The 19,766-nt window shown below is 68.8% G+C and carries 19 protein-coding genes and 2 pseudogenes; 5 read left to right on the top strand and 16 right to left on the bottom strand.

The annotated features are described in order from the left end of the window. Positions 1-217: 217 nt before the first annotated feature. The 3 genes and pseudogenes from RYH80_RS01005 to RYH80_RS00995 all read right to left on the bottom strand — a co-directional run. Positions 218-889 (bottom strand): annotated as a pseudogene (locus RYH80_RS01005) (energy-coupling factor transporter transmembrane component T family protein); the annotation flags it as partial. Beyond that, complete coding sequence (locus RYH80_RS01000) at positions 886-1,722, bottom strand: energy-coupling factor ABC transporter ATP-binding protein (protein WP_370901998.1); 837 nt, start codon at positions 1,720-1,722, stop codon at positions 886-888. The pseudogene RYH80_RS01005 and the gene RYH80_RS01000, both read right to left, overlap by 4 nt. Positions 1,723-1,728: 6 nt before the next feature. Next, complete coding sequence (locus tag RYH80_RS00995; protein WP_370901997.1) at positions 1,729-2,313, bottom strand: biotin transporter BioY; 585 nt, start codon at positions 2,311-2,313, stop codon at positions 1,729-1,731. Positions 2,314-2,438: 125 nt separating this feature from the next. Here RYH80_RS00995 and RYH80_RS00990 point away from each other — a divergent pair, with 125 nt between their 5' ends. Continuing rightward, positions 2,439-3,389 (top strand): AAA family ATPase, encoded by a 951-nt coding sequence (locus RYH80_RS00990; RefSeq protein WP_370901996.1) that lies wholly within the window; start codon positions 2,439-2,441, stop codon positions 3,387-3,389. A 103-nt stretch (positions 3,390-3,492) separates the two neighbouring features. Continuing rightward, entirely contained in the window at positions 3,493-4,539 is a 1,047-nt protein-coding gene (locus RYH80_RS00985) for a thiamine pyrophosphate-dependent enzyme (protein WP_370901995.1), read from the top strand. A 54-nt stretch (positions 4,540-4,593) separates the two neighbouring features. On the opposite strand, the gene RYH80_RS00980 is transcribed toward RYH80_RS00985, so the two are convergent. From RYH80_RS00980 to RYH80_RS00965, 4 genes are all read right to left on the bottom strand, one after another. Further along, positions 4,594-5,193, bottom strand: coding sequence for a hypothetical protein (locus RYH80_RS00980; RefSeq protein WP_370901994.1), 600 nt, complete (start codon positions 5,191-5,193; stop codon positions 4,594-4,596). Beyond that, positions 5,190-6,341: an AAA family ATPase gene (locus tag RYH80_RS00975; RefSeq protein WP_370901993.1), complete on the bottom strand. Its 1,152-nt coding sequence runs from the start codon at positions 6,339-6,341 to the stop codon at positions 5,190-5,192. The genes RYH80_RS00980 and RYH80_RS00975 overlap by 4 nt, the downstream gene beginning before the upstream one ends. Positions 6,342-6,405: 64 nt before the next feature. Further along, a complete protein-coding gene (locus tag RYH80_RS00970) occupies positions 6,406-6,717 on the bottom strand; it encodes a hypothetical protein (RefSeq protein ID WP_370901992.1) in 312 nt (103 codons plus the stop codon). Next, the gene (locus RYH80_RS00965; RefSeq protein ID WP_370901991.1) at positions 6,714-8,648 is read right to left on the bottom strand and encodes an ATP-binding protein; all 1,935 of its coding nucleotides are present in this window, start codon (positions 8,646-8,648) and stop codon (positions 6,714-6,716) included. The genes RYH80_RS00970 and RYH80_RS00965 overlap by 4 nt, the downstream gene beginning before the upstream one ends. A 171-nt stretch (positions 8,649-8,819) precedes the next feature. Between RYH80_RS00965 and RYH80_RS00960 the strand changes: the two genes are divergently transcribed. Continuing rightward, positions 8,820-9,320, top strand: a complete 501-nt coding sequence (locus RYH80_RS00960) for an 8-oxo-dGTP diphosphatase (RefSeq protein WP_370901990.1) — start codon at positions 8,820-8,822, stop codon at positions 9,318-9,320. An 8-nt stretch (positions 9,321-9,328) separates the two neighbouring features. Here the strand turns inward: RYH80_RS00960 and RYH80_RS00955 are convergent, their stop codons facing one another. Further along, a complete protein-coding gene (locus RYH80_RS00955) occupies positions 9,329-10,111 on the bottom strand; it encodes a DUF1405 domain-containing protein (RefSeq protein ID WP_370901989.1) in 783 nt (260 codons plus the stop codon). Positions 10,112-10,261: 150 nt separating this feature from the next. Here RYH80_RS00955 and RYH80_RS00950 point away from each other — a divergent pair, with 150 nt between their 5' ends. Next, positions 10,262-10,942: a carbonic anhydrase gene (locus RYH80_RS00950; protein WP_370901988.1), complete on the top strand. Its 681-nt coding sequence runs from the start codon at positions 10,262-10,264 to the stop codon at positions 10,940-10,942. A 52-nt stretch (positions 10,943-10,994) separates the two neighbouring features. Here RYH80_RS00950 and RYH80_RS00945 read toward each other — a convergent pair whose 3' ends face one another. The 4 genes from RYH80_RS00945 to RYH80_RS00930 all read right to left on the bottom strand — a co-directional run bounded on the left by RYH80_RS00945 (position 10,995) and on the right by RYH80_RS00930 (position 14,499). Beyond that, entirely contained in the window at positions 10,995-11,351 is a 357-nt protein-coding gene (locus RYH80_RS00945; protein WP_370901987.1) for a chorismate mutase, read from the bottom strand. A gap of 112 nt (positions 11,352-11,463) precedes the next feature. Beyond that, positions 11,464-12,366 carry a shikimate kinase gene (locus RYH80_RS00940; RefSeq protein WP_370901986.1) on the bottom strand — a complete coding sequence of 301 codons (903 nt, stop codon included), beginning with the start codon at positions 12,364-12,366 and terminating at the stop codon, positions 11,464-11,466. A 173-nt stretch (positions 12,367-12,539) separates the two neighbouring features. Next, on the bottom strand, positions 12,540-13,193 hold the full coding sequence (locus tag RYH80_RS00935) for a hypothetical protein (RefSeq protein WP_370901985.1): 654 nt from the start codon (positions 13,191-13,193) through the stop codon (positions 12,540-12,542). A gap of 49 nt (positions 13,194-13,242) precedes the next feature. After that, positions 13,243-14,499, bottom strand: coding sequence for a hypothetical protein (locus RYH80_RS00930; protein WP_370901984.1), 1,257 nt, complete (start codon positions 14,497-14,499; stop codon positions 13,243-13,245). A 265-nt stretch (positions 14,500-14,764) separates the two neighbouring features. Between RYH80_RS00930 and RYH80_RS00925 the strand changes: the two are divergent. Further along, positions 14,765-15,190 (top strand): annotated as a pseudogene (locus RYH80_RS00925) (DUF5796 family protein); the annotation flags it as partial. Positions 15,191-15,352: 162 nt separating this feature from the next. Here RYH80_RS00925 and RYH80_RS00920 read toward each other — a convergent pair. The 4 genes from RYH80_RS00920 to pstC form a co-directional block, all read right to left on the bottom strand. Next, positions 15,353-15,490 (bottom strand): DUF7128 family protein, encoded by a 138-nt coding sequence (locus tag RYH80_RS00920; RefSeq protein ID WP_370901983.1) that lies wholly within the window; start codon positions 15,488-15,490, stop codon positions 15,353-15,355. Positions 15,491-15,598: 108 nt separating this feature from the next. After that, positions 15,599-16,645, bottom strand: coding sequence for a phosphate ABC transporter ATP-binding protein PstB (gene pstB, locus RYH80_RS00915; RefSeq protein WP_370901982.1), 1,047 nt, complete (start codon positions 16,643-16,645; stop codon positions 15,599-15,601). A 3-nt stretch (positions 16,646-16,648) separates the two neighbouring features. Then, complete coding sequence (gene pstA, locus RYH80_RS00910) at positions 16,649-18,373, bottom strand: phosphate ABC transporter permease PstA (RefSeq protein WP_370901981.1); 1,725 nt, start codon at positions 18,371-18,373, stop codon at positions 16,649-16,651. Next, positions 18,370-19,461, bottom strand: a complete 1,092-nt coding sequence (pstC, locus tag RYH80_RS00905; protein WP_370901980.1) for a phosphate ABC transporter permease subunit PstC — start codon at positions 19,459-19,461, stop codon at positions 18,370-18,372. The genes pstA and pstC overlap by 4 nt, the downstream gene beginning before the upstream one ends. Positions 19,462-19,766: the final 305 nt, after the last annotated feature.

The raw sequence follows: 19,766 nt of genomic DNA, 5'->3' as shown, positions 1-19,766 counted from the left end.
CCGGTCCGACGCAGCCGGTCGGCGACGGCTACCCGCTCCCGTGGTCGACGACGACACCCACTACCAGTGTCGTGCCGGCAACCACGAGGAGCGACCACTCGCCACCCGGCACGGCGACGACCATCCACTCTACCACGCTCGGTGTGGTGGCGACCACCCACTCTACCACGCTCGGTGTGGTGGCGACCACCCACTCCACCACACTCGGCGGCACGAAGAGCAGCGCCGCCAACACCAACCCGGGTACGTCGCGTCGCGCGAACCGGAGTCGCGGGAGCGTCGGGTTCCAGGCGAGACACCGCACGCGGAGCGCGTCGGCCAGCCTGTCGGCGCGCCGGAACGTGCTCGCGAGCGACGTGGTGACGAGCAGTCGCATCCGCTCGCGCAGGGGGCGCTCGTCGCCGAGTCGCGTCCGCATCGCCTCCCGCGTCCGCACCACCTCCCGCCGTACGAGCGGGAGGAACCGCAAGACGAGGCCGAGCGCGACACCGAGGAGACGGCCGAGTCGCCCCGGGACGAGTCGCTGGATCGCCGCCTCCGACTCGCGGACCGGCGTCGTCCGCACGTAGACGGCCCCGACCAACAACAGGAGGACGGTGCGGTAGCTCGCCAACGCCGGGTCGACGGCCGCCGCGAGGTCGATCCACGGCGGACCCAGCTCCGCGGCCGCGAACGCCGGCCCCAACAGGAGGAACGGCGCGACGAACACGTACGGACGCAACAGCGTCACCGGCGACGTCCCCGTGAGTGCGACACCGACCGCGACGAGGAGCGTGACCGCCGCCAGCCCGCGCGGCGAGGTGTGGCGGAACGCAGCGACCGCGACCGCCGCCTGGAGTGCGAGCTTCGTCCGCGGATCGAGTCGTCCGAGGGCGGTGGTCGGAGTCACGACTCAGGTACCCTGACACCCAACGCCGGCAGTCGCTCGCGAGCAGTCTCCGGCGACGCACGGAGCGCGACTTCCCCGTCGGACAGCACCACCACACGATCCGTGAGCGGCAGGAGTTCCCGGAGGTCGTGTGTCACGATGATCACGGTCGTGTCGGTGGCGGCCAGCGTCCGAACGTGTGACAACACAGAGTCGCGTGCCGGCGCGTCGAGGCCGACGAACGGCTCGTCCAAGACGAGGTGTGACGGCTCCATCGCGAGGACGCCGGCGAGTGCGACGCGGGCCTGCTCGCCGCCCGACAGCGCAGCGACCCGTTCGTCCCGACGGCCGGTCATCCCGACCGTGTCCAACGCCTCGGTGACCCGACGGTCGATCTCGGCGCGGTCGAGTCCGAGGTTCTCGGGACCGAACGCCACGTCGGCGCCGACGGTCGCGGCGACCAACTGGTCGCGGGGCCGCTGGAACACCATCCCGACGGCGGTGCGTGCCGCCACCGGCTCTGTGACCGGGTCGACGCCGTCGACGCGGACCCGACCCGCGTCCGGCTCCGCGAGTCCGACGAAGTGGCGGACGAGCGTGGACTTCCCGGAGCCGTTCGGGCCGGCGAGGAGGAGGACTTCGCCGTCCGGCACCGTCAGCGAGACGCCGTCGAGAACCCTGTCCGCGGTCGGTGGGCGGTCGTCGGACGGCGACGGCTCGTCGACCGTGTGTGTCTGCGACGACGCCTCACCCGTCTGCGCGTCCGACGGGCCTTCACCACGCTCCGCGGCGGGTGCGGCAGCGAGAGCCGGACCGCCGTCGTACGCGAACACGAGGTCCTCGACGACGAGCACGACTCCTCAGGCGGCCGCGATCCGTTCGCTGCGCACGACCCCGACGGCGGCGGCGATCTTCAGCGCCTCGACCGGGAGGAACGACACCACACCGGCAGTGAACGCGCCGGCCAGCCCGTAGTCACCGAACAGCATCAGTCCGAGCACACCGCCGGCGTAGATCAGCGCGGTGCCGGCGACCATCCCACCGACGAGGATCGGCGTGCTGGCGGCTCGGAAGTCCCGCAGCGACGGGCCGCGGTGGACGACCGCACCGACGGCGAGTGCCGCGAGTGGGTACGACAACAGGTAGCCGCCGGTCGGACCCAAGAGCGCACCCACGCCGGCAGACCCCCCGGAGAACACCGGCACGCCGAGCGCGCCGGCCGCGAGGTAGACGACGAGGGCGAAGGCGCCCCACGCCGGACCGAGCATGATCCCCGCGAGGAACACACCCAACACCTGCAAGGTCACCGGAATCCCGGGCGCGAGCGGGTTCGGGAACGAGACGTACGCGAACGCCCCCATCAGGGCGGCGAACAGCGCGGCACGAGCCAGGTTGGCGACCACCTCGTCGCCGACCGGATCGACCGCGTCGTACTGTGTCGACATGGTACCGCGTTCCGGTGAGCCGTGCTTAGACGTTACGGAACGTCATCCGATTCGACAGACGACGTAACTCGACGGCCGGACGGCGACCCGAGGTTTCAAGCCCCCGCCGGAACCGTGTGGAGGCGATGAACGTCGAGGAGGCGTCCCGGGTCGCCGGGGCCGTGTTGGAGGAGGTGGGGACGGCGGTGATCGCCGACGAGGAGTTCCTCGCGACGGTGTTGACGGGCGTCGTCGCCGGGGGGCACGTCCTGCTCGAAGACGTGCCGGGGACGGGGAAGACACTGACGGCGCGGAGTCTGGCGGACGCGCTGGGGCTGTCGTTCAAGCGCATCCAGTTCACCCCGGACCTGTTGCCCGCGGACATCACCGGGTCGAACGTGTACGACGAGGCCGGCGGGGAGTTCACCTTCGCGCCGGGACCGATCTTCGCGAACGTCGTCCTGGCCGACGAGATCAACCGCGCGCCGCCGAAGACGCAGGCCGCGTTGTTGGAGGCGATGGGTGAGGGGCAGGTCTCCGTCGACGGCGAGACGCACGCCCTGCCGGAGCCGTTCTTCGTGATCGCCACGCAGAACCCCGTCGAACAGGAGGGGACGTTCGGGCTCCCGGAGGCACAGCGAGACCGCTTCACGATCAAGTCGGCCATCGGCTACCCGGACCGCGCCGGCGAACGAGAGCTGATCGACCGGCGCGCGGACCGCAGCGGCTCGATCCCGACGGTGTCGACGGTGATCGACGGGGACCGCGTGCGGGCACTCAGGCAGGTGCCGGAGGGTGTCCGCGTCGCACCCGGCGTGCGCGACTACATCGTGGATCTGGGACGGGCGACGCGGGAAGACAGTCGCGTCGACGTGGGTGTCTCGCCACGTGGGATCCAACATCTGTTCGAGGCAGCACGCGCGTACGCGGCGATCTACGGCCGCGAGTACGTCGTCCCGGACGACGTGAAACGGATGTTACAGCCGGTGTTCACACACAGACTCGTGCTCACCGCCGACGCCGAGATCGAGGGGGCGACTCGGCGGGACGTACTGAGCAGCGTCGCCGACGCCGTCCCCGTCCCCTCGATGGACTGACTGCGGGCGCCCGGCGTCGTGTCGTCGTCACGAGTCGGTGGTCCGATGGGGGACTCGTCGCGGAGTCCGGCAACTTTTACGGCCGCCGGGACACCCCCGCGGTATGCACCGGATCGTCGGCGAGCGGGACCTCGAGGAGACGCGGTTCGACGAGGCGGACGCGCGGACGGCGCTACGGGATCTCGTCCGGACGCGCCGGTTCGACGAGCGCGCGCTCGCCCTCCAGCGGCGCGGGTGGATGTCCGGCTACCCACCCTACGAGGGACAGGAGGCCGCACAGGTCGGCGCGGCCCACGCGATGGCGCGCCGGGACGTGTTGTTCCCGACGTACCGCTCGAACGCGCTCCAGATCGCTCGCGGGGTCCCGATGTCGGACATCCTCCTGTTCCGGCGCGGGTTCCCGGAGTACCACTCCGACCACGACGAACGTGTGTTCCCGCAGGCGGTCCCCATCGCCTCCCAGATCCCCCACGCAGCCGGCGCGGGGATGTACGCCGCCCACAACGACGAGCCGTGGGCGGCGCTGTGTTGTCTCGGCGACGGCGCGACGAGCGAGGGCGACTTCCACGAGGGGTTGAACTTCGCCGGCGTGTTCGACGCCCAGTCCGTGTTCTTCTGTGAGAACAACGGGTGGGCGATCTCGTTACCACGACACCGCCAGACGGCCAGTGACACCATCGCGGACAAGGCCGACGCCTACGGCATCGACGGCGTCCGCGTCGACGGCAACGACCCGTTGGCGGTGCGGGCGGTCGTCACCGACGCCCTGGACGACGCGCGGCAGGGGGACCCCGTGTTGGTCGAGGCGCTGACGTACCGGCAGGGCGCCCACACCACCGCCGACGACCCGAGTCAGTACCGCGACGGCGACCCGGACCTCCCCGAGTGGCGACTCGCGGACCCGGTCGACCGCTTCGAGGAGTGGTGTCTCGACCAGGGGATCGTCGACGAGTCGTTCCGCACCGAGGCGCGCGAGGCCGCCGACGAGGAGTTGGCGGAGGCGGTCGCGACGGCCGAGTCCGTCCCGCGCCCGGAGCCCGAGGAGCTGTTCGATCCGGTGTTCGCGGAGGTGCCGCCACACCTCGCGGAGCAGCGTGCCCAGGCCCGTGCGGACGTAGACCGGAACGATCCGTACGAGTTGGACCGGTGAGGGGAGTGGCCCGAGCTCACTGACGCGGGAGCGGGCGTGGTGGTCGAAGTCGTATCAGTCGTACAGTTCGAGGAACGCCTCGATCACGGGTCTCCGGTGCGCGTACTCGCGGATCGCTCGGAACCGCTCACTCCGGTCGTCGGTCGACGCACAGCCGACTGCCGCCTCCAGGTCGTCTTCGAACGTCACCAGCGCGAACGTCGAACTGTCGCCGGTGTTCACGTCCGCGAGCGTCGCCTCACCGACCCAGAGGTCACCCTCCGTAGCCACCTGTTCTCCGTCGTCCCACTCCATCGAGCCGTCGAACTCCTCGGTGAGGCTCTCTCGGACCTCGCCGACGACCGGCTCGAACCCACGTTCGTCGAGGTCCAAGACGAGCGTCGCGTCGAACTGTCCCGTGACAATCTTCTCCGCAGAGTAGGCGAAGACGTCGTACAGCCCGCCGTCGCCGCCCTCGGACTTGAGGAAGTGGTCGTGATCGTCACGGCGGAAGTCCCGGAGTGCTCGCTCCTGTTCTCCTACGGAGATCGTCTGCCTGTGCTCGTCCTCGGCGACGTACTTCGTCACGTCGGGTGACTCGTTACACCGTTCGAGCACCTTCTGCACGAAATACACGTCGTTGCGACCCTCGGTGAACACGACGTGTCCGCTCATAGGCCTCGGAGGTCCAACTGGAGGTCTTCGACGTGTTCTCGTGCTCGCTCGTAGTCGAACTGTTTGGGCGACAGTTCGGTGGTCTGGATCAGTCGGAACTCCTCGCGGAGCCAATCGGTGTGGTCGCCGACGGTGGCGTCGTTGAAGAACTCCGTCAGGAAGTCGACGTTGTGCGTGGTGACGAACAGTTGCACGTCCTCCTCACGGGCGAACTCGATCAGGAACACGACGAGTTCCTTCACGTACCCCGGGTGGAGGTGGTTCTCCGGCTCTTCCAAGAGGATCACGTCCGGAATCTCTTCCTCGGCGAGGAGTTGCCATACGACTTCGACGACCGTCTTCGTCCCCTCACCGAGGAACTCGTAGGGGATGGAGTGGTGGCTCCCGTTCTCGTCGAACACGAGTTCGTCGAAGCCGAACGACTCGAGGTTCGGGAGGATATCGTGCTCGCGGAGGAAGTCGCGGACACGGACGCGGCGGAGTTCGGAGTCCTCTGGCGACCGTACCGGTGTTTGGCCGGCTGGATCGACTAGACGGATCGGCTCTACCGCTGGGGGTTCTCCAGTGAATTCTCCAAATCTTCTAATGTGTACCCCTTCTGTATTGTCCTCGTAGGGTGACTCTGGCCGGTCCCCCATTTCGGATAAAGAGATAGTGACACTGGATCCGAGAGAGACGAAGAAGTCGTCGTAGTCCTCAGTTTGAACCCTGACGGCCATATTGACGGGTTCAGTCTCTGTCTTCTGAAACATATCCTCAATCCATTCTACATGCTCTCCAATATCATTATAATAACTAGACAAAAATACTAATTCAGATGGCTTTTCGATCATAGTGTGGCCAACAGCCGCTTCAGCCATCAAAGAGTGCGTTTCGCTAGCATCTGGGCAATCAAGTTGAAAACGTAGAGAGTCATCCACCGTCGTTAGCTCCACGCTCAAGGATTTTTCTCCGACCGCGATCAGATTCCCGACGGCAGACCTGTACGACTCCAACGCCGTCGGATCGTGCGCCAGTCGAATCGCCTCCAGAATCGAGGTCTTCCCAGTCCCGTTGCGGCCCGTCAGCACGTTGAACTGTCCGCACTCGAGATCTACCTCGGAGAGACACTTGAAGTCAGAGATGTGGACGCGTTCGACGTGACTCATCTACCCCACGTTGCCGCGGCTCCGGTGAAAAGGCTACCCCACTGCACGTGGTGAGCGCGTCGACTCACCCCTCGCGCCGTTCCACGACGAAGTGGTCCGGATCGGTCTCCTGCCGCACCAGTCGCGCCGGCTCTCGCATCTTCACCACGTAGCCGGTCGGCGTCCGTTCCAGTTCGTGGTCGGCACGCACTCGTCCGAGGACGCCGACGGTCTGGCCCGAGGGCGGCTTCTGGGCCGCGCCACAGTCGTAGATCGTCAACAGTTCGTTACCGTCGTCCGTCTCGTAGACGATGAGCCGGGCGTGCTGGGGGAGCGTCCACGCCGCGTCGGCCGGCGAGTCGGCGGCGGTCTCGGCGCGCGGTAGTTTCAGCGTCACTCGGGCGTCGCTTCGCCGGCGAGCCCCGTCTTTCCTTCGATGATCGAGACCGTCTCGGCGATCTCCTGTTCGTCGGCACCGTCGCCGTAGACACGGCGGACGATCGCCGGGAGCCGGTAGCGGTAGCGTCCGCGACCGGCGTGCTCGATCACGCCCGCTCGACGGAGGGTGCCGTTGCGGGCGTAGGCGAACTCGCGCCGTCCCGAGCCACCGGCGGCGACGTGTGCCGCGACCGGCGTCGCGTTCCCACTGTCGCGGTAGTGGGCCAACATCGCACGGGTCACCTCGTCGAACGACTCGATGGCGTCGACGAACCCCTGGACGACGACCTCGCGACTCCGGAGTTCCGTCCCGGCGGCGAAGGCGGCGATCCCGGCGTGCTCGCGGAACCCGGAGCGACTCGCTGCCGCTCGCAGGTCCACATCGCCCACCTCCGGGATCGAACCCGTCGCCTCGCGTGCGGATCGTGCCGTTCCGCTCGTGGTCGTCGACGAGGCGGTCGCGCTGGTCGTCGGTTCCGACCCGAGTCCGGCCGTCGGGATCGACGTGTCCGCCGACGGTCGCCGTGATCCGCCGTCACTCGCCGCGGCCTCGGCTGCGTCCACGTCGTCCACAGTCGCGTCGACGACGGCCTCGCCACGACTGTCTCCGTCGACGGTCACGGACTCGTCACTCCCCTCGACGACAGCGGGCGACTCGCCCTCGTCGCCGCCGTCGTCCGCCTGCCCGCTGGTGGCTTCGTGGTCGGCGTCGTCAGCCTGCTCGGTGTCGTCTACTCGCTCGGCGTCGTCCGTCTGTCCACCGTCGTCCGCCCCGGTGAACTGGTCCAGTTGAGCCTTCGCGGGGTTCGACCCCGAGCCGCCGCGGTAGGAGGCGTCCGCCTTCCGTAACAGCGCCTGCGCGAAGTCGTCGGCCATCGCGGACATGTCGCGGGCCTCCTCCAGTTCCCGTTCGAGTTCCGAGATCCGCTGGCGCTTCTCGTCGAGTTCCTGTCTGAGGTCCGCCAACTCCGACTCGCGACGCTGTTGTTCGTCGGTGATCTCCTGCAGCTCCGACACCAGATCCCCCGAGACACTCTTCAGGTCCGGTCGTTCGAAGTCGTCGAGGCCGGGCGTCGCGCCCGCGTCGAACGTCTGTTTGCGGTGGAACTTGACCCGGCGGATCGACTCCGACCAGTCGGTCATCAGGAACGCCTCGCCGTCGTCGACCTCCTCGATGGCCTCGCCGTACTCGCTGCCCAAGATCCGCTTGACGACCTTCGTGTCGTTGTCCCAGGTGAGGCGGTGCCAACAGAGCCAGTCACACTGGGTGATGAAGTCCTTCTTCACGTCCGCCGGCCGCTGGGAGATCCCGACGATCCCGAGGCCGTGTTTCCGGCCGCGTTTCCCGATCTTGATCAGCGTCCGGCCGGTGTCGTCGAGCCCCGCGCCTTCGGGGATGTACTCGTGACACTCCTCGACGAGCATCAGGAACGGCTTCTTCAGCTTCTTCTCCTTGGCGAAGAGGTGGCGTGCCGTCTCCCGGACGAGGGTGTTGGCGACATCCTCGTCCAAGAAGCCGGACACGTCGAGGATGATCGGGACGTTCTGGTCCAAGGCGAGGTGGGCGAGCTTCTCGGCGTGTTCGTCCGAGACCTGGATGTCACACTCCTCGTCGGCGCCCGCGTGGAGGATCTCGTACTCCTCTTTCAGCCCGTAGTACTCGCCGTCGCTGTCGACGATCAGCACGGGGAAGTTGTTGTCCAGCAGGTTCTCGATGATCACCGACGCGGTGTTGCTCTTGCCCGACCCGGACTTGCCGGTGACGAACCCGCGACCGGTGAGGATCTCGACCACCGGCAGCGAGATCGGCGTCCCCGGCTGTAGGTTCGACGCCCCGCCCGGCCCGTCGCTGATGTCGGCGACGGTGATCGTCTCCGTCTCCTCGCTCATACCCGGAGTCACCCACGCCGCCCGGATAAGTCCTCACGCCGGTGTCTGACGCACGTCACGCGACCGCGGTGACTCCCCCGAAGCGGCCGCCCGTACGCGAACCGGCGACTCCACCGACGACACACCGCACGCGACCGCAACGACTTACTCGCCGCCGACCCGGTCGCCGGTGTGACCGACGCACACGCCGAGTTGGACGAGTACACGATCTGCCACCCGGTCGTCGACGGCGAACTGCTCCTCATCCGGAAGCAGCGCGGCGTCGGCGCCGGCAACCTCGTCGGCCCCGGCGGTGCGGTCGAAGCGGGCGAGACGCCACGCGAGTGTGTGGTCCGCGAGGTGCGCGAGGAGGTCCGCGTCGACCCGCTCGACGTCCGGAAGGTCGGCGAGTTCGCCTTCCACTTCCGCGACCGCGACCCGGACGACGACTCGATGTTCGCCCACGCGTTCCGCGCCGACGGGATCGACGGCGACCCGCAGTCGACGCCCGAGGCAGTCCCGGAGTGGCACCCGGTCGCGGACCCGCCGTACGAGGAGATGTGGGTCGACGACCGGGTGTGGCTCCCGCACCTCCTCGACGACCGGCGGTTCCGTGCGACGTTCGTGTTGACGGACGACGGCGACGCGATGCACGAGTACGAGGTGGAACTGGGTGTCTCGTTCGACGACTGAGACTGGGCTCAGTCACGAGCGACCGTCCCTCGCGGCAGTAACCACCCGGCGACGACGACGGCGACGACGGACGTGGCGACGCTCCCGGCGGCGAGGACCCACGTGGGCTCGTACCGAACCGGCGGGTGGCCGGCGGTCGGGAGCCCGACGAGGAAGCCGTAGTCGAAGAGGTCGTTGCACAGCACCGCCAGGAACGCCCCCGCGAGGAGTCGTCGCGATGTCCGGCCGAGGCGAGCGATCAGCGCCGCCTCCACGAGGAAGGCGACGTGGGTCGCGAGGATCCCCCAGTAGGCCCACAGCGAGTCGTCGTCGAACCCGACGTACAGGTCGAAGGGGAGATCCGGCCGGACGAACGGGACGTTCAGCGCCACCGCAGTCCACAGGCCCGTCTCGACGAGCCACACCACGGCCAGCGTCGTCACCACCGCCAGTGGGCCGGGGACGTGTCGCGCCGTCGCACGCGACCCGCTCGACGGGTCGTTCGTCTCCTCGTCGGTCCCCGCGTGTGTCTCCTCCTCCGACTCCACATCCGTACCCCAGAAGTCCCCAGAAAGCGCCGGGAGCGCGGTCGCCAACACGAGCGTCCCGAGTGCGAGTGCGGTCGGCGAGTCCCCGTACAGCGGCCACAGGAACGTCGGGACGGCACCCATCGTGTCGAGGTAGTAGCGGACCCCGACGAGGAAGGCGAGCCCGTTCCCGACGAGCAACAGCGACAGGGTCCACGGCGTCGACAGGTAGAACGACGCGACGCGCGCCGGCAGCGGGTTCCACCGCGGGTCGTCACGAGACACGTCTCGTCGGTACACGGGCGGCGGTGTGAATCCTCGGGTCCGGACGGCGGTTTCGGCGGTCGACTACCGGTGGGAGGCGAGGGGGTTCGACAGGGAGTCGCGACGAGATTGGCCCCAGTCTTGATACCCCCACCGCGACCACCTCCACACGTGGACGAGCGCATCCTGGCCCACCTCCGGGGCAACGACCGGCACGCCGACCAGTTCGAGTCGCGGTTCGACGACGTACAGGAGAGTCAGCGACCGGACATGGTGACGGTCGCCTGTTCGGACTCCCGCGTGCTCCAGGATCACGGGTGGGGAAACGAGCGTCCGGGAGCGATCTTCACCGTCGGCAACGTCGGCAACCGCGTCGTCCAGCGCACGGCGTCGGAGACGGTCGTCTCGGGGGACGTGTTGTACCCGCTCCTCCACACCGGAACCGAGACCGTCGCCGTCGTGGGCCACACCGGCTGTGGAGCGGTGACCGCCACCTACGACGCGGTGACCGACGAGCCCTCGGGACCGCCGGGGATCCGTCACTGCGTGGAGCTGTTGACCGAGGCGATCGGTGAGGGTGTCGACCGGCTGCCGGACGGCTTCGACCGCGCCACCGCGGTTAACCACCTCGTGGAGTACAACGTCGACAGACAGGTCGACTACTGTCTCGAGAGTGGCGAGGTACCCGACGAGGTGACGATCCTGGGACTCGTCTACGACTTCCAAGACGTGTACGACGGCCGCCGCGGCGAACTCCACGTCGTGAACGTCGACGGCGAACGCGACCCGGAGCGACTCCGGACGGACCACGAGGCGGTCGCCGACCGCGTCTCGCGGCTCTGGACGTACTGAAGTCCGGGCCCATCTTTTCGCCAGCGTCGACGTACCGCGCCGATTCGGCCGGTCACCGCCGCTCGCGTTGTTCGACCTTGTTCAGTTCGATCAGCAGTCTGAAGATCGCCTTCACGAGGTTCGAGTCCACCTCGAACTGCTCGGCGTTCTCTCCCGCGCGGTCCATCACGGCCTGCTCTTGGCTCTCGTCGGTCGTCGGCAGGTCCTTGGCGGCCTTCACGTCCGCGATGGTGTCGGCGACGTACGTCCGCCGTGCGATCAACTCCACGAGTTCGCGGTCGATCGAGCGGATCTCCTCGCGGAGTTCCGCTAGCGTCATCTCCTCGGGATCGGGGTCGTCGGTCCCCGCCCCGGGTTCGCTCCCCCAGTCTGCCGTCGTCTCGTCTGTGTCGTCTGTCTGATCGGTCATCGTGTATCTCCCGTCGATCCGTCCTCGTCTCGCCGTGTCTGCCGTCGTCGAGGCACCGTCTGTCGTCGGGTGGGCGACTCGCGTCCGCGCCACGGGACCGCCGCCCGCACGCTCACCACCACCCGTTCGGCGGGTCGCCGTCGCCGCGGTCGCGGATCCGTGCGCCCTCGGCGGTCGTCGTCGTCCGCACCACCTCGCCCGGTCGCTCGCGCCAGTCGGCGGCCACGGGGTCCAGCGCGTCCCCCTCGCCGACGGCGACGACGCTGGGGCCGGTCCCGGACAGCGAGACGCCGGCCGCGTGGGGCATCGCCGCCACCGCGGGGTCGGTCGGGTACTCTAGCGCCGCCGAGAAGGCCAGCCCGTTGACCGTCATCGCCTCCGTCGGCGACCCTTCGCGTGCGAGTCGGATCGCCAACTCCGCCATCGGGGCGACCGCCTCGCAGGCCGCCACGTCCGCGTCCGCACTGTAGGCACGAGCTGGCGGCGTCCACACCACAGCGTCGTAGTCGAACGGGGCCGTCGTCAACAACTCGTCGGCCGTGTTGTCGGTGACGACCAGTCCGCCGAGCATACTCGCCGCGGCGTCGTCGAACGCGCCCGTCACCGTCACGCCGGCGTCCCGTGCGGCCGCGACGCCGATCCGGCAGGCGTCCGCGTACGAGACGCTGCCGTCGGGACCGACGGCCACGTCGAGTGCGGCCAACGTCGCCAAGACGGTCGCGTTCGCGGCCGCCGAGGAGGACTTGAGACCGGCCGCCAGCGGCACCTCGCCGTCGGTCCGCACACGACCACCCTCGCCGTCGCCGTACCCGTCGACGACACGCTCGACACAGCGCTCGATCAGCGTGGTGTCTTCCGTCGGCGCGTCGGCGATCTCCCCGTCGACGCCCGTCGTCGTCGGATCGAGTGCGACACGCGCCCGTGTCGACACGTCGAGTGCGAACGCGGCGCCACGACCCGTCGCGAGCGCGTTGACGACCGTCCCCGCACCGCTGGCTACCGCCGTTCCGTACACGTCACCACCGGCGGTCCCCGAGCGAATCAAACTGGCGGTCGGGGCGGTCTAGACACTCTCGGTGACCGTCGAGCCAGACGCCGTGTCGAGAACCCACTCGTCGGCGACACGGAGCACTCACCACTCCCAACACTCACTCGTCGGCGACACGGAGCACTCACCACTCCGAACACTCACTCGTAGACGACACTCCGAACCTGGTGTTGGGCGTCGAACAGGCCGTCCGACTCCGTCCCGTCGAGGTCGTCGTCCAACTCCACCTCCGCCGTGAGCAGTTCTCGCGACCCCGGCGAGAGCCGGTCGAACTCCGAGGTGACGTAGCCGACACCGACCCGGTCGCGGTCGAGTCCGATCGGCTCGTAGAACACGTCGACACGGAGCGTGATCTCCGTGAACGTCACCGAGCCACCGTCCGACCCCGACGACCCGCCGCTGGTGTTCGACACTGCGAGGTCGACCAGCGCGACGCCACCGCCGTCACGCCGCTCGGCACGCGTCGACAGCGTCTCGACGGACAGCGTTCCGGCCGGCGGTACCTGTGCGGCCCGCGGCGTCGGTGTCGGTGTCGCGGTCGGTGTCCCCGTCTCGGTCCGTGTCGCCGTCGGCGAGTCGGTCGCCGTCTGCGTCCGCGTCGGCGACCCCGTCCGGGTCTGCGTCCGCGTCCGTGTCGCCGTCGCCGAGTCGGTCGTCGTCTGCGTCCGCGTCGGCGTGTCCGCCGGTTGCGTCTCCGTGACGGGTGCCGGTGTCACCTCGTTGCCACCACCGAAGCCGAGACAGCCGGTGCTGGCCGCGAGTAACGCCAACAACCCCCGCCGAGTCCGTGCCACAGGAGGTGTAACTCGGCGATCAGAATAAAAGTAGTCCCTCGTGGGGTCGTCACCCGCCGTCCCCGGCGAGCCACGTCCGGCGGTGGGTCTCCCCCCACCCGGTTCGCTCCTCCCAGGCCACCTCCGAACCGCCGGTGACGAGGAGGTGTGGCCCGGCACGGGTGAGGTACGCGTAGAAGGTGTCGCCGCCGACGCGGTAGTATATTCGGTCCCACTGCGAGTCGCCGACGGTGGTCGGGTCGTCCGCGAACTCGTCGATACCGACCCGGCCGAGCGCGACGGCCGCCGCCCGTCTGGCCGCCCCCCGCGACTCGTACCGCTGGACGTACACCGTCCGGTCGCGTCCGACGGACGGGTCGGTGGTCCCGAACGGCTCCTCGCGTGTGGCGCGACCGGGTGTGATCGCGATCAACGTCTCGTCGCGACGGTCACGATCCACCCGCAGCGGGTCGAACGCACGCAACACGGCGTCTCGCTCCCCGTCGGTCAGAGGCGGCCGGTCGAGGTCGTACGGCGCCGGACTCCGTGGGTGTCGCGTCACGAACGCGTACGCGCGGAACCCGCTCGTGAGGTACTCGATCTGGTACAACAGCGGTCGCGCCGGCTGGAACGAGCCGTTCCGGAGGCGGCGGACGAGTCGGTTGTTGATCGGGTCACGCGACAGCGACTCGTCGACGAACACGTCCGACCCGACACCGTCGGCGTACTCTGCCGCGAGTCGGAGTTCCTCCTCGACGCGGTCCTCGTCACCACGTCGGGCAAACCGCTTCACGCGGGCACCGTACGCCGCGAGCCGGTCGTCGATCTCGTTGTGGATCCCGAAGTGAGGCGCGACGGCGTCGGCCACGTCGTCCGCGACCGCCGAGAGGTCCTCGTCGAACGCCTCCGCCTCGGCGAGTGTCACCTCCGCCTGGTCGGCCAACTCGAGTGCAGTCTCCTGGCCACGGTCGAGTGCCTCGCGGTACCGCTCCATCGCGTCGGGGTACTCGCGTGCGAACCACCGCACCTCCGAGACGACCGCGCTGGTCCGGGTCGCGAGCGGTCGGTTCGGCCGCGGAGTCGCGGTCGCCGTCGGCGTGGGTGTCTCCGTCTCGGTGGCGGTGTCGCTGGCGGCGCGGTCGGCGGCGTCGGCGTCGGCCGCCGTAGCCTCACCCGCCGCACGCTCGGCTGGCGTCGGCGTGGCCGTCCGTGTCGGGCGGTCCGACCGTGTCCGGTCGTCGCGGCGCGACGCCTGACTCGCACACCCCCCGAGCAGCGCCGCGACGGCGGCACTGGCCCGCAGCACCCCGCGGCGATCGGCGTCCATACGCACACCGTCCACGACGCTCCCCTGAAAAGCCTCCGCCGTCGCGACCGGTGGTCGTGTCGTCTTCACCACCCGTCGTGCCAGCGCCGCGCGGCGTGTTCCGTCGGTGTCGGTCGCAGTGCCAGCGCCGCGCGGCGTGTTCCGTCGGTGTCGGTCGCAGTGCCAGCGCCGCGCGGCGTCTCGTCGCCACTGGTACTCGAACCCCGTCGGTGCCGCTGCCAGTCTGGAACGGGGGGCTTTTGCGGGCTCCGCGGGAAGCACGTGTATGACCCGCCGTAGCGACGTGGCGCCGAAGACCGTCGGCGTAGAGCTCCGCGAGGAGGGCGTCGCCGTCGAGTACCTCGACGGGCGCGTGACGCTGTACCGCGGCGTCCCCGAGACCGTCTCCGGCAGTCTCACTGCCGGCCCCGGGAAGGAAGTCCACGTGCTCGTCACGGACCCGACCGAGACGGAGGGTGTCCTGTTGTACGTCAACGACCTGAAGACGGACGCCGAGATTCTCGAGGGCTCCGGCGTCGGGCGCGTGATCCTCTCGGCGGGCGAGTCGGAGTCCGTGTTCCCGGGCGTCACCGCCCGTCGACTCTCCGGGGAGCGGACGGAGATCGAGGCCGATCCCGAGGTGGCTCGTGGCCGTGTCTTCGTCTTCCTCGAAGACCAGTGGAGCGAGGAGAGCTACGAGTTCGTCGTCGACGACGAGGAAGACACCGACGAGACGGCGGAGACGGACCCGGACGTGGCCGCGAACGCCGCCGCGACCGGCGACGACGACGGCTGGATCGACGATCCGGTCGTCGACGGCGACGAGTGACCCGGGGGCGAGGTCGGCGAGAGCCGACGGACGACACAGAACCGACTACTGCAGGTATGAGGGGTCGTCTTCGCTGGTACAGTTCTCCTCGTGTTGGGTGGCGTCGGACTCGCTGTCGAACAGGAGCCCACACTCGTCACACTGGTACCAGGTCATGTCGTCGCGTTCCGTCTCCGTGACCATACGTGACTCTGGTGTGGGCGACGGGCAAAGTCGTTCCGGGCGTCCGTCTGGTAGGTCCGTGGCCGTCGGGCGGTCGGGCGGTACTCCGACGGGGTCGCCCGCGAGCACTCACCCGAACTTCCCGGTGATGTAGTCTTCGACGCGTTGGCTCTCCGGGTTCTCGAAGATCTTCTCCGTCTCGTCGTACTCGACCAACTCCCCGCCGGTGAGGAACACCGCCGTCTGGTCGGAGATCCGCGCCGCCTGCTGCATGTTGTGCGTGACGATGACGACCGTGTAGTCCTCGGCCAACTCCTCGATCAGGTCCTCGATCTTCGAGGTGGCGATGGGGTCCAGCGCCGAGGCCGGTTCGTCCATCAGGATCACCTCGGGGTCGACCGCCAGACACCGCGCGATACAGAGCCGCTGTTGTTGCCCACCGGAGATCCCCAGCGCGTTGTCGTCCAACCGGTCTTTCACCTCCTCGTACAGTGCCGCCTGTCGCAGCGAGCGCTCGACGAGCTCCTCCTCCTTCTCGGAGTCGTCGCGACCCAACAGCCGGGCCACGAATCCCGTGTCGATGTCGCCGTGTTTCCGTGGTCCGTAGGAGATGTTCTTCCGGATCGACTTCGGGAACGGGTTCGGGTGTTGGAACACCATCCCGACCCGCTTGCGGAGTTCGACGAGGTTGACGCCGTCCTGGTAGATCTCCTCGCCGTCCACCTCGACGGAGCCCTCCACGCGGGCACTGTTGATCCGATCGTTCATCCGGTTGAGCGATCGGAGGAACGTCGACTTCCCACACCCCGAGGGGCCGACGAGCGCCGTGACACTCTCCCGGGGCACGTCCATCGAGACGCTCTGGATCGCCTGCTCGTCCCCGTAGTACACGTCCAAGTCCGTCGTCGAGATGGCCGCCTCCCCGTCGAACTCGTAGGCCGTCCACTCGGCGCGCGACTCCTCGTGGCTCTCGCCCTGTGTCGTCACGCGGTCGCCCGTCGTCGTGCTCACGCCCGGACTGTCCGTCTCGGTGACGCCGTCCGTCTCCGTGGACCCGGTGTCTGTCGCCGTCTCGGGTCCGTCTGTCGCCGTCTCCGGCGTGTCGGTCGTCGTCCCGCCGTCCGTGGCGGGCTCGCTGTGCGTCGGCGCCGTGTCGTCGGTGGTGTCGTCGGTCATGGTCTATTGGTCTCTGTCGAGTTTCCGCCGGAAGTAGACGCGCGAGGCGATACCGACCGCGTAGAAGCCGAGGACGACCAGCAGCAAGACGAGTGCGGTCCCCCAGCCGAACGCCTGCGTCTCCCCGACGCCGGCGGTGATGATCGCGTACAGCTGGTACGGCAGTGCCGACCCCGCCTCCAACAACTCGGGGTTGGTGACGAACGGCGGCGCGGCCTGGAACCGGAACGAGGACAACACCTGCGGCGCGCTGGAGGGGAACGTCGCCCCGGAGGCGACCAGCAGGATCGGCGCCGTCTCCCCCGCGATCCGCCCGACGCCGAGGATGATCCCCGTGATGATCCCCGGCATCGCGGCGGGCAAGACGACGCTGCGGATCGTCTGCCACTGGTTCACGCCGAGTGCCGCACTCGCGTCCCGGTACTCGTCGGGGACGCTCTTGATCGCCTCCCGACTCGTGATGAGACACAGCGGCAGCAGCATGAACCCGAGCACCAACTGCCCGGCGAGCAGCGACCGCGTGTCGTTGAACCGCGGCACGAGGAAGGCGAGTCCGAACAGCCCGTAGACGACGCTCGGCGTGCTCCAGAGACCGTTCGTCGCCACCTCGACACCGCGGGTGAACGGCCCCTGCTCGGCGTACTCGGTGAGGAACACCGCCGCGCCGACCGCCAGCGGGACGGAGAAACTCACCGCGCCGACCACCAGCCAGACGGTGCCGACGATGGCCGGGAACACGCCGCGTTGGATCCCGAGTCCCTGCGAGGGGTTCGTGACGAACGGCCACTCGAAGGTCGTCAGCCCGATCTCGAACCCCTCCGTCATCGGGGCGAATCCACGGAGGACCACGAACCCGATCAGCGCGGCCAACACGGCGATCATCACCGCCGCGTTCATCGAGATCAACAGGAACGACCCCTGCTGGCGGCCACGAGTGCCGAACCCGGCGTGGGCCTTCGCACCGCTCCAGGCGCCGAGCAGCCCGCCGCCCATCGCGAACAGCGGGACGACCGCCTGCGACGGGAACTGCGCGAGCAGCGTCTCGGGGTCGTACACCCACGACTGGTCGATCACGCCGGCCAACAGGACCAGCCCGACGACCGCGACCAGCGAGCCGACTGGGAGTGTGGACCCGACGTCCTCGCTCGCCCACAGCCCGACGAGGAACGCCGCGACGGCCGTCGCCAGCCCGAACCCGACCCCGCCGAGCGTCCCGAGTCCGAGCAGCGAACTGCCGAGCACACTCCCGGTCGCCAGCCAGAGGCAACTCACTACCGTCATCGGGAGCGGCCCGGTGTACGGGTCCGGCTCCGTGTCCGCCAGCCCGGCACGGGAGACGAAGCCGAGCCCGACGATCCCGGTGCCGGCGGCACCCATCGCGAGCCCGAACAGCTGGTAGAGGCCGAGTCCGAGGATCCGCGTCGAGCCGACCTCGGTCACTCGGAACAGCGTCGTCACACCCAGCGAGAACGTGACGATGCTGAGGCCGACGAGACTCGCCGCGACCCGCTCGTACACCGTCGTGTCGTTCGCGACGAGCGACGAGCGTGTCGACTCGTCGTCGAGGCCGAGCGTCCCGCCGTCGGCGCGGGGGGGCGACGAGGACGATCCGCGCTCTCTCTCGCTCCCGCCGTCTGCCCGCGGGCCGGACGACTCACTCGCCGTGTCGTCCACCGCTCGCTCGCCCGCCGTGTCGGGTCCTCCCCGCTCGCTCGTGTCGTCGGTCATCCGTCACCCTCCAGTGTCCGCTTCATCCGCCACTCGATCAGTTGCGAGGCGACGCTGATGACGGCGACAGTCGCGAAGAGGATCACCCCGGCCCCGTACAGCGCGCTCAACTGCGTCCCGGTAGCGTTACCGTACTGACTCGCGATGACACTCGTCAGCGTCTCGCCGTTGAAGAACACGTCGTACAGCGGCTCCGGGAGGTCTTGGCTGTGTCCCAACATCACCGTCGCAGCCATCGTCTCCCCGATCGCCCGGCCGACGCCCAACAGGACCGCCGCCGCGATCCCCGAGAACGCCGCCGGCAGGGTGACACTCTTCATCGTCTGCCAGTCCGTCGCGCCGACGGCCAACGAGCCGGACTTCATCGAGTCCGGGATGGAGTCGATGGCGTCCTCCGCGACCGTCACCACCGTCGGGAGCGACATCAACCCGATCACGAGTCCGACGGAGAACAGGCTCCCGTAGCTCGTCCCCAACACGTCGAAGGTGTACTGGTTGATGACGACGAAGCCGATGAACCCGTAGACGATCGACGGGATGCCGGCGAGGATCTCGACGCCGGGTTTGACGATCTCGCGGGCCCACCCGGGCGCGATCTCCGCGATGAACAGCGCCCCCGCCACACCCAGCGGCGCGGCGACGGTGACCGCGATGGCGGTCGTCACCACCGTCCCGTAGATCATCGGGATCATCGAGAAGAGGTTCTGTCGCGACGCCCAGTACGGGGGCGACGTGCGGGTCAACATCCCGAGTCCGGGGATGGTCACCCCGAACACCGTGTCGCTCATGATCGTCGCGGCCGGGATCGACTCGACGAACACGAACACGGCGATCAACCCCAACACGAGCACCGTCGAGACGGTCGCCACGAACGTCAGCGCCCGTGCGGTGGTCGCCTGGTGGCGCCCCCACCCGTACACGACCGTCGACAGGGTGACGAGCAGCGGCACCGCCGTCAGCGACGAGTTCGACAGGAACAGTACCAGTGTCGCCAGCAACGACAGGCCGCCGATCACCTGCAACACGACGGCGCGCTCGCCGTCGTCCGCGTCGGCGAGGCGACGCCCGATCTCAGTTCTCGTGGCCATCCGTTTCGTCCGTTCGATTGGGGTTCATTATGTCTTTCCTTCCGGTCGGCGCCGTCGTGGGTCCGCGACTCGCGACGGCCCGAGCGACGACACACGGGACTGTGGGTTACGGAGAGCTCGAGAACCGCTCGCCTCGGCCGAATCGCGAGGACGGTCGCTCGTGGCCCCGCGAACCCGCCGCCACAACCGGGTGTCGTGTACTCGCACGCGCTGTCGTCGCGAGTCTCGGATCGGTACGCCGGGCACACGCCCGGGAGACTGTCACTGTGGGCAGCCGGGAGACGCCCGACGGCCGTCACGACGGC

The sequence above is a fragment of the Halobaculum sp. MBLA0147 genome, from assembly GCF_041361345.1.
In the GTDB taxonomy this organism is placed as follows: Archaea; Halobacteriota; Halobacteria; order Halobacteriales; family Haloferacaceae; genus JAHENP01.
The sequence above is the reverse complement of the archived record's forward strand: the minus strand, read 5'-3'. Positions and strand labels throughout refer to the sequence as shown.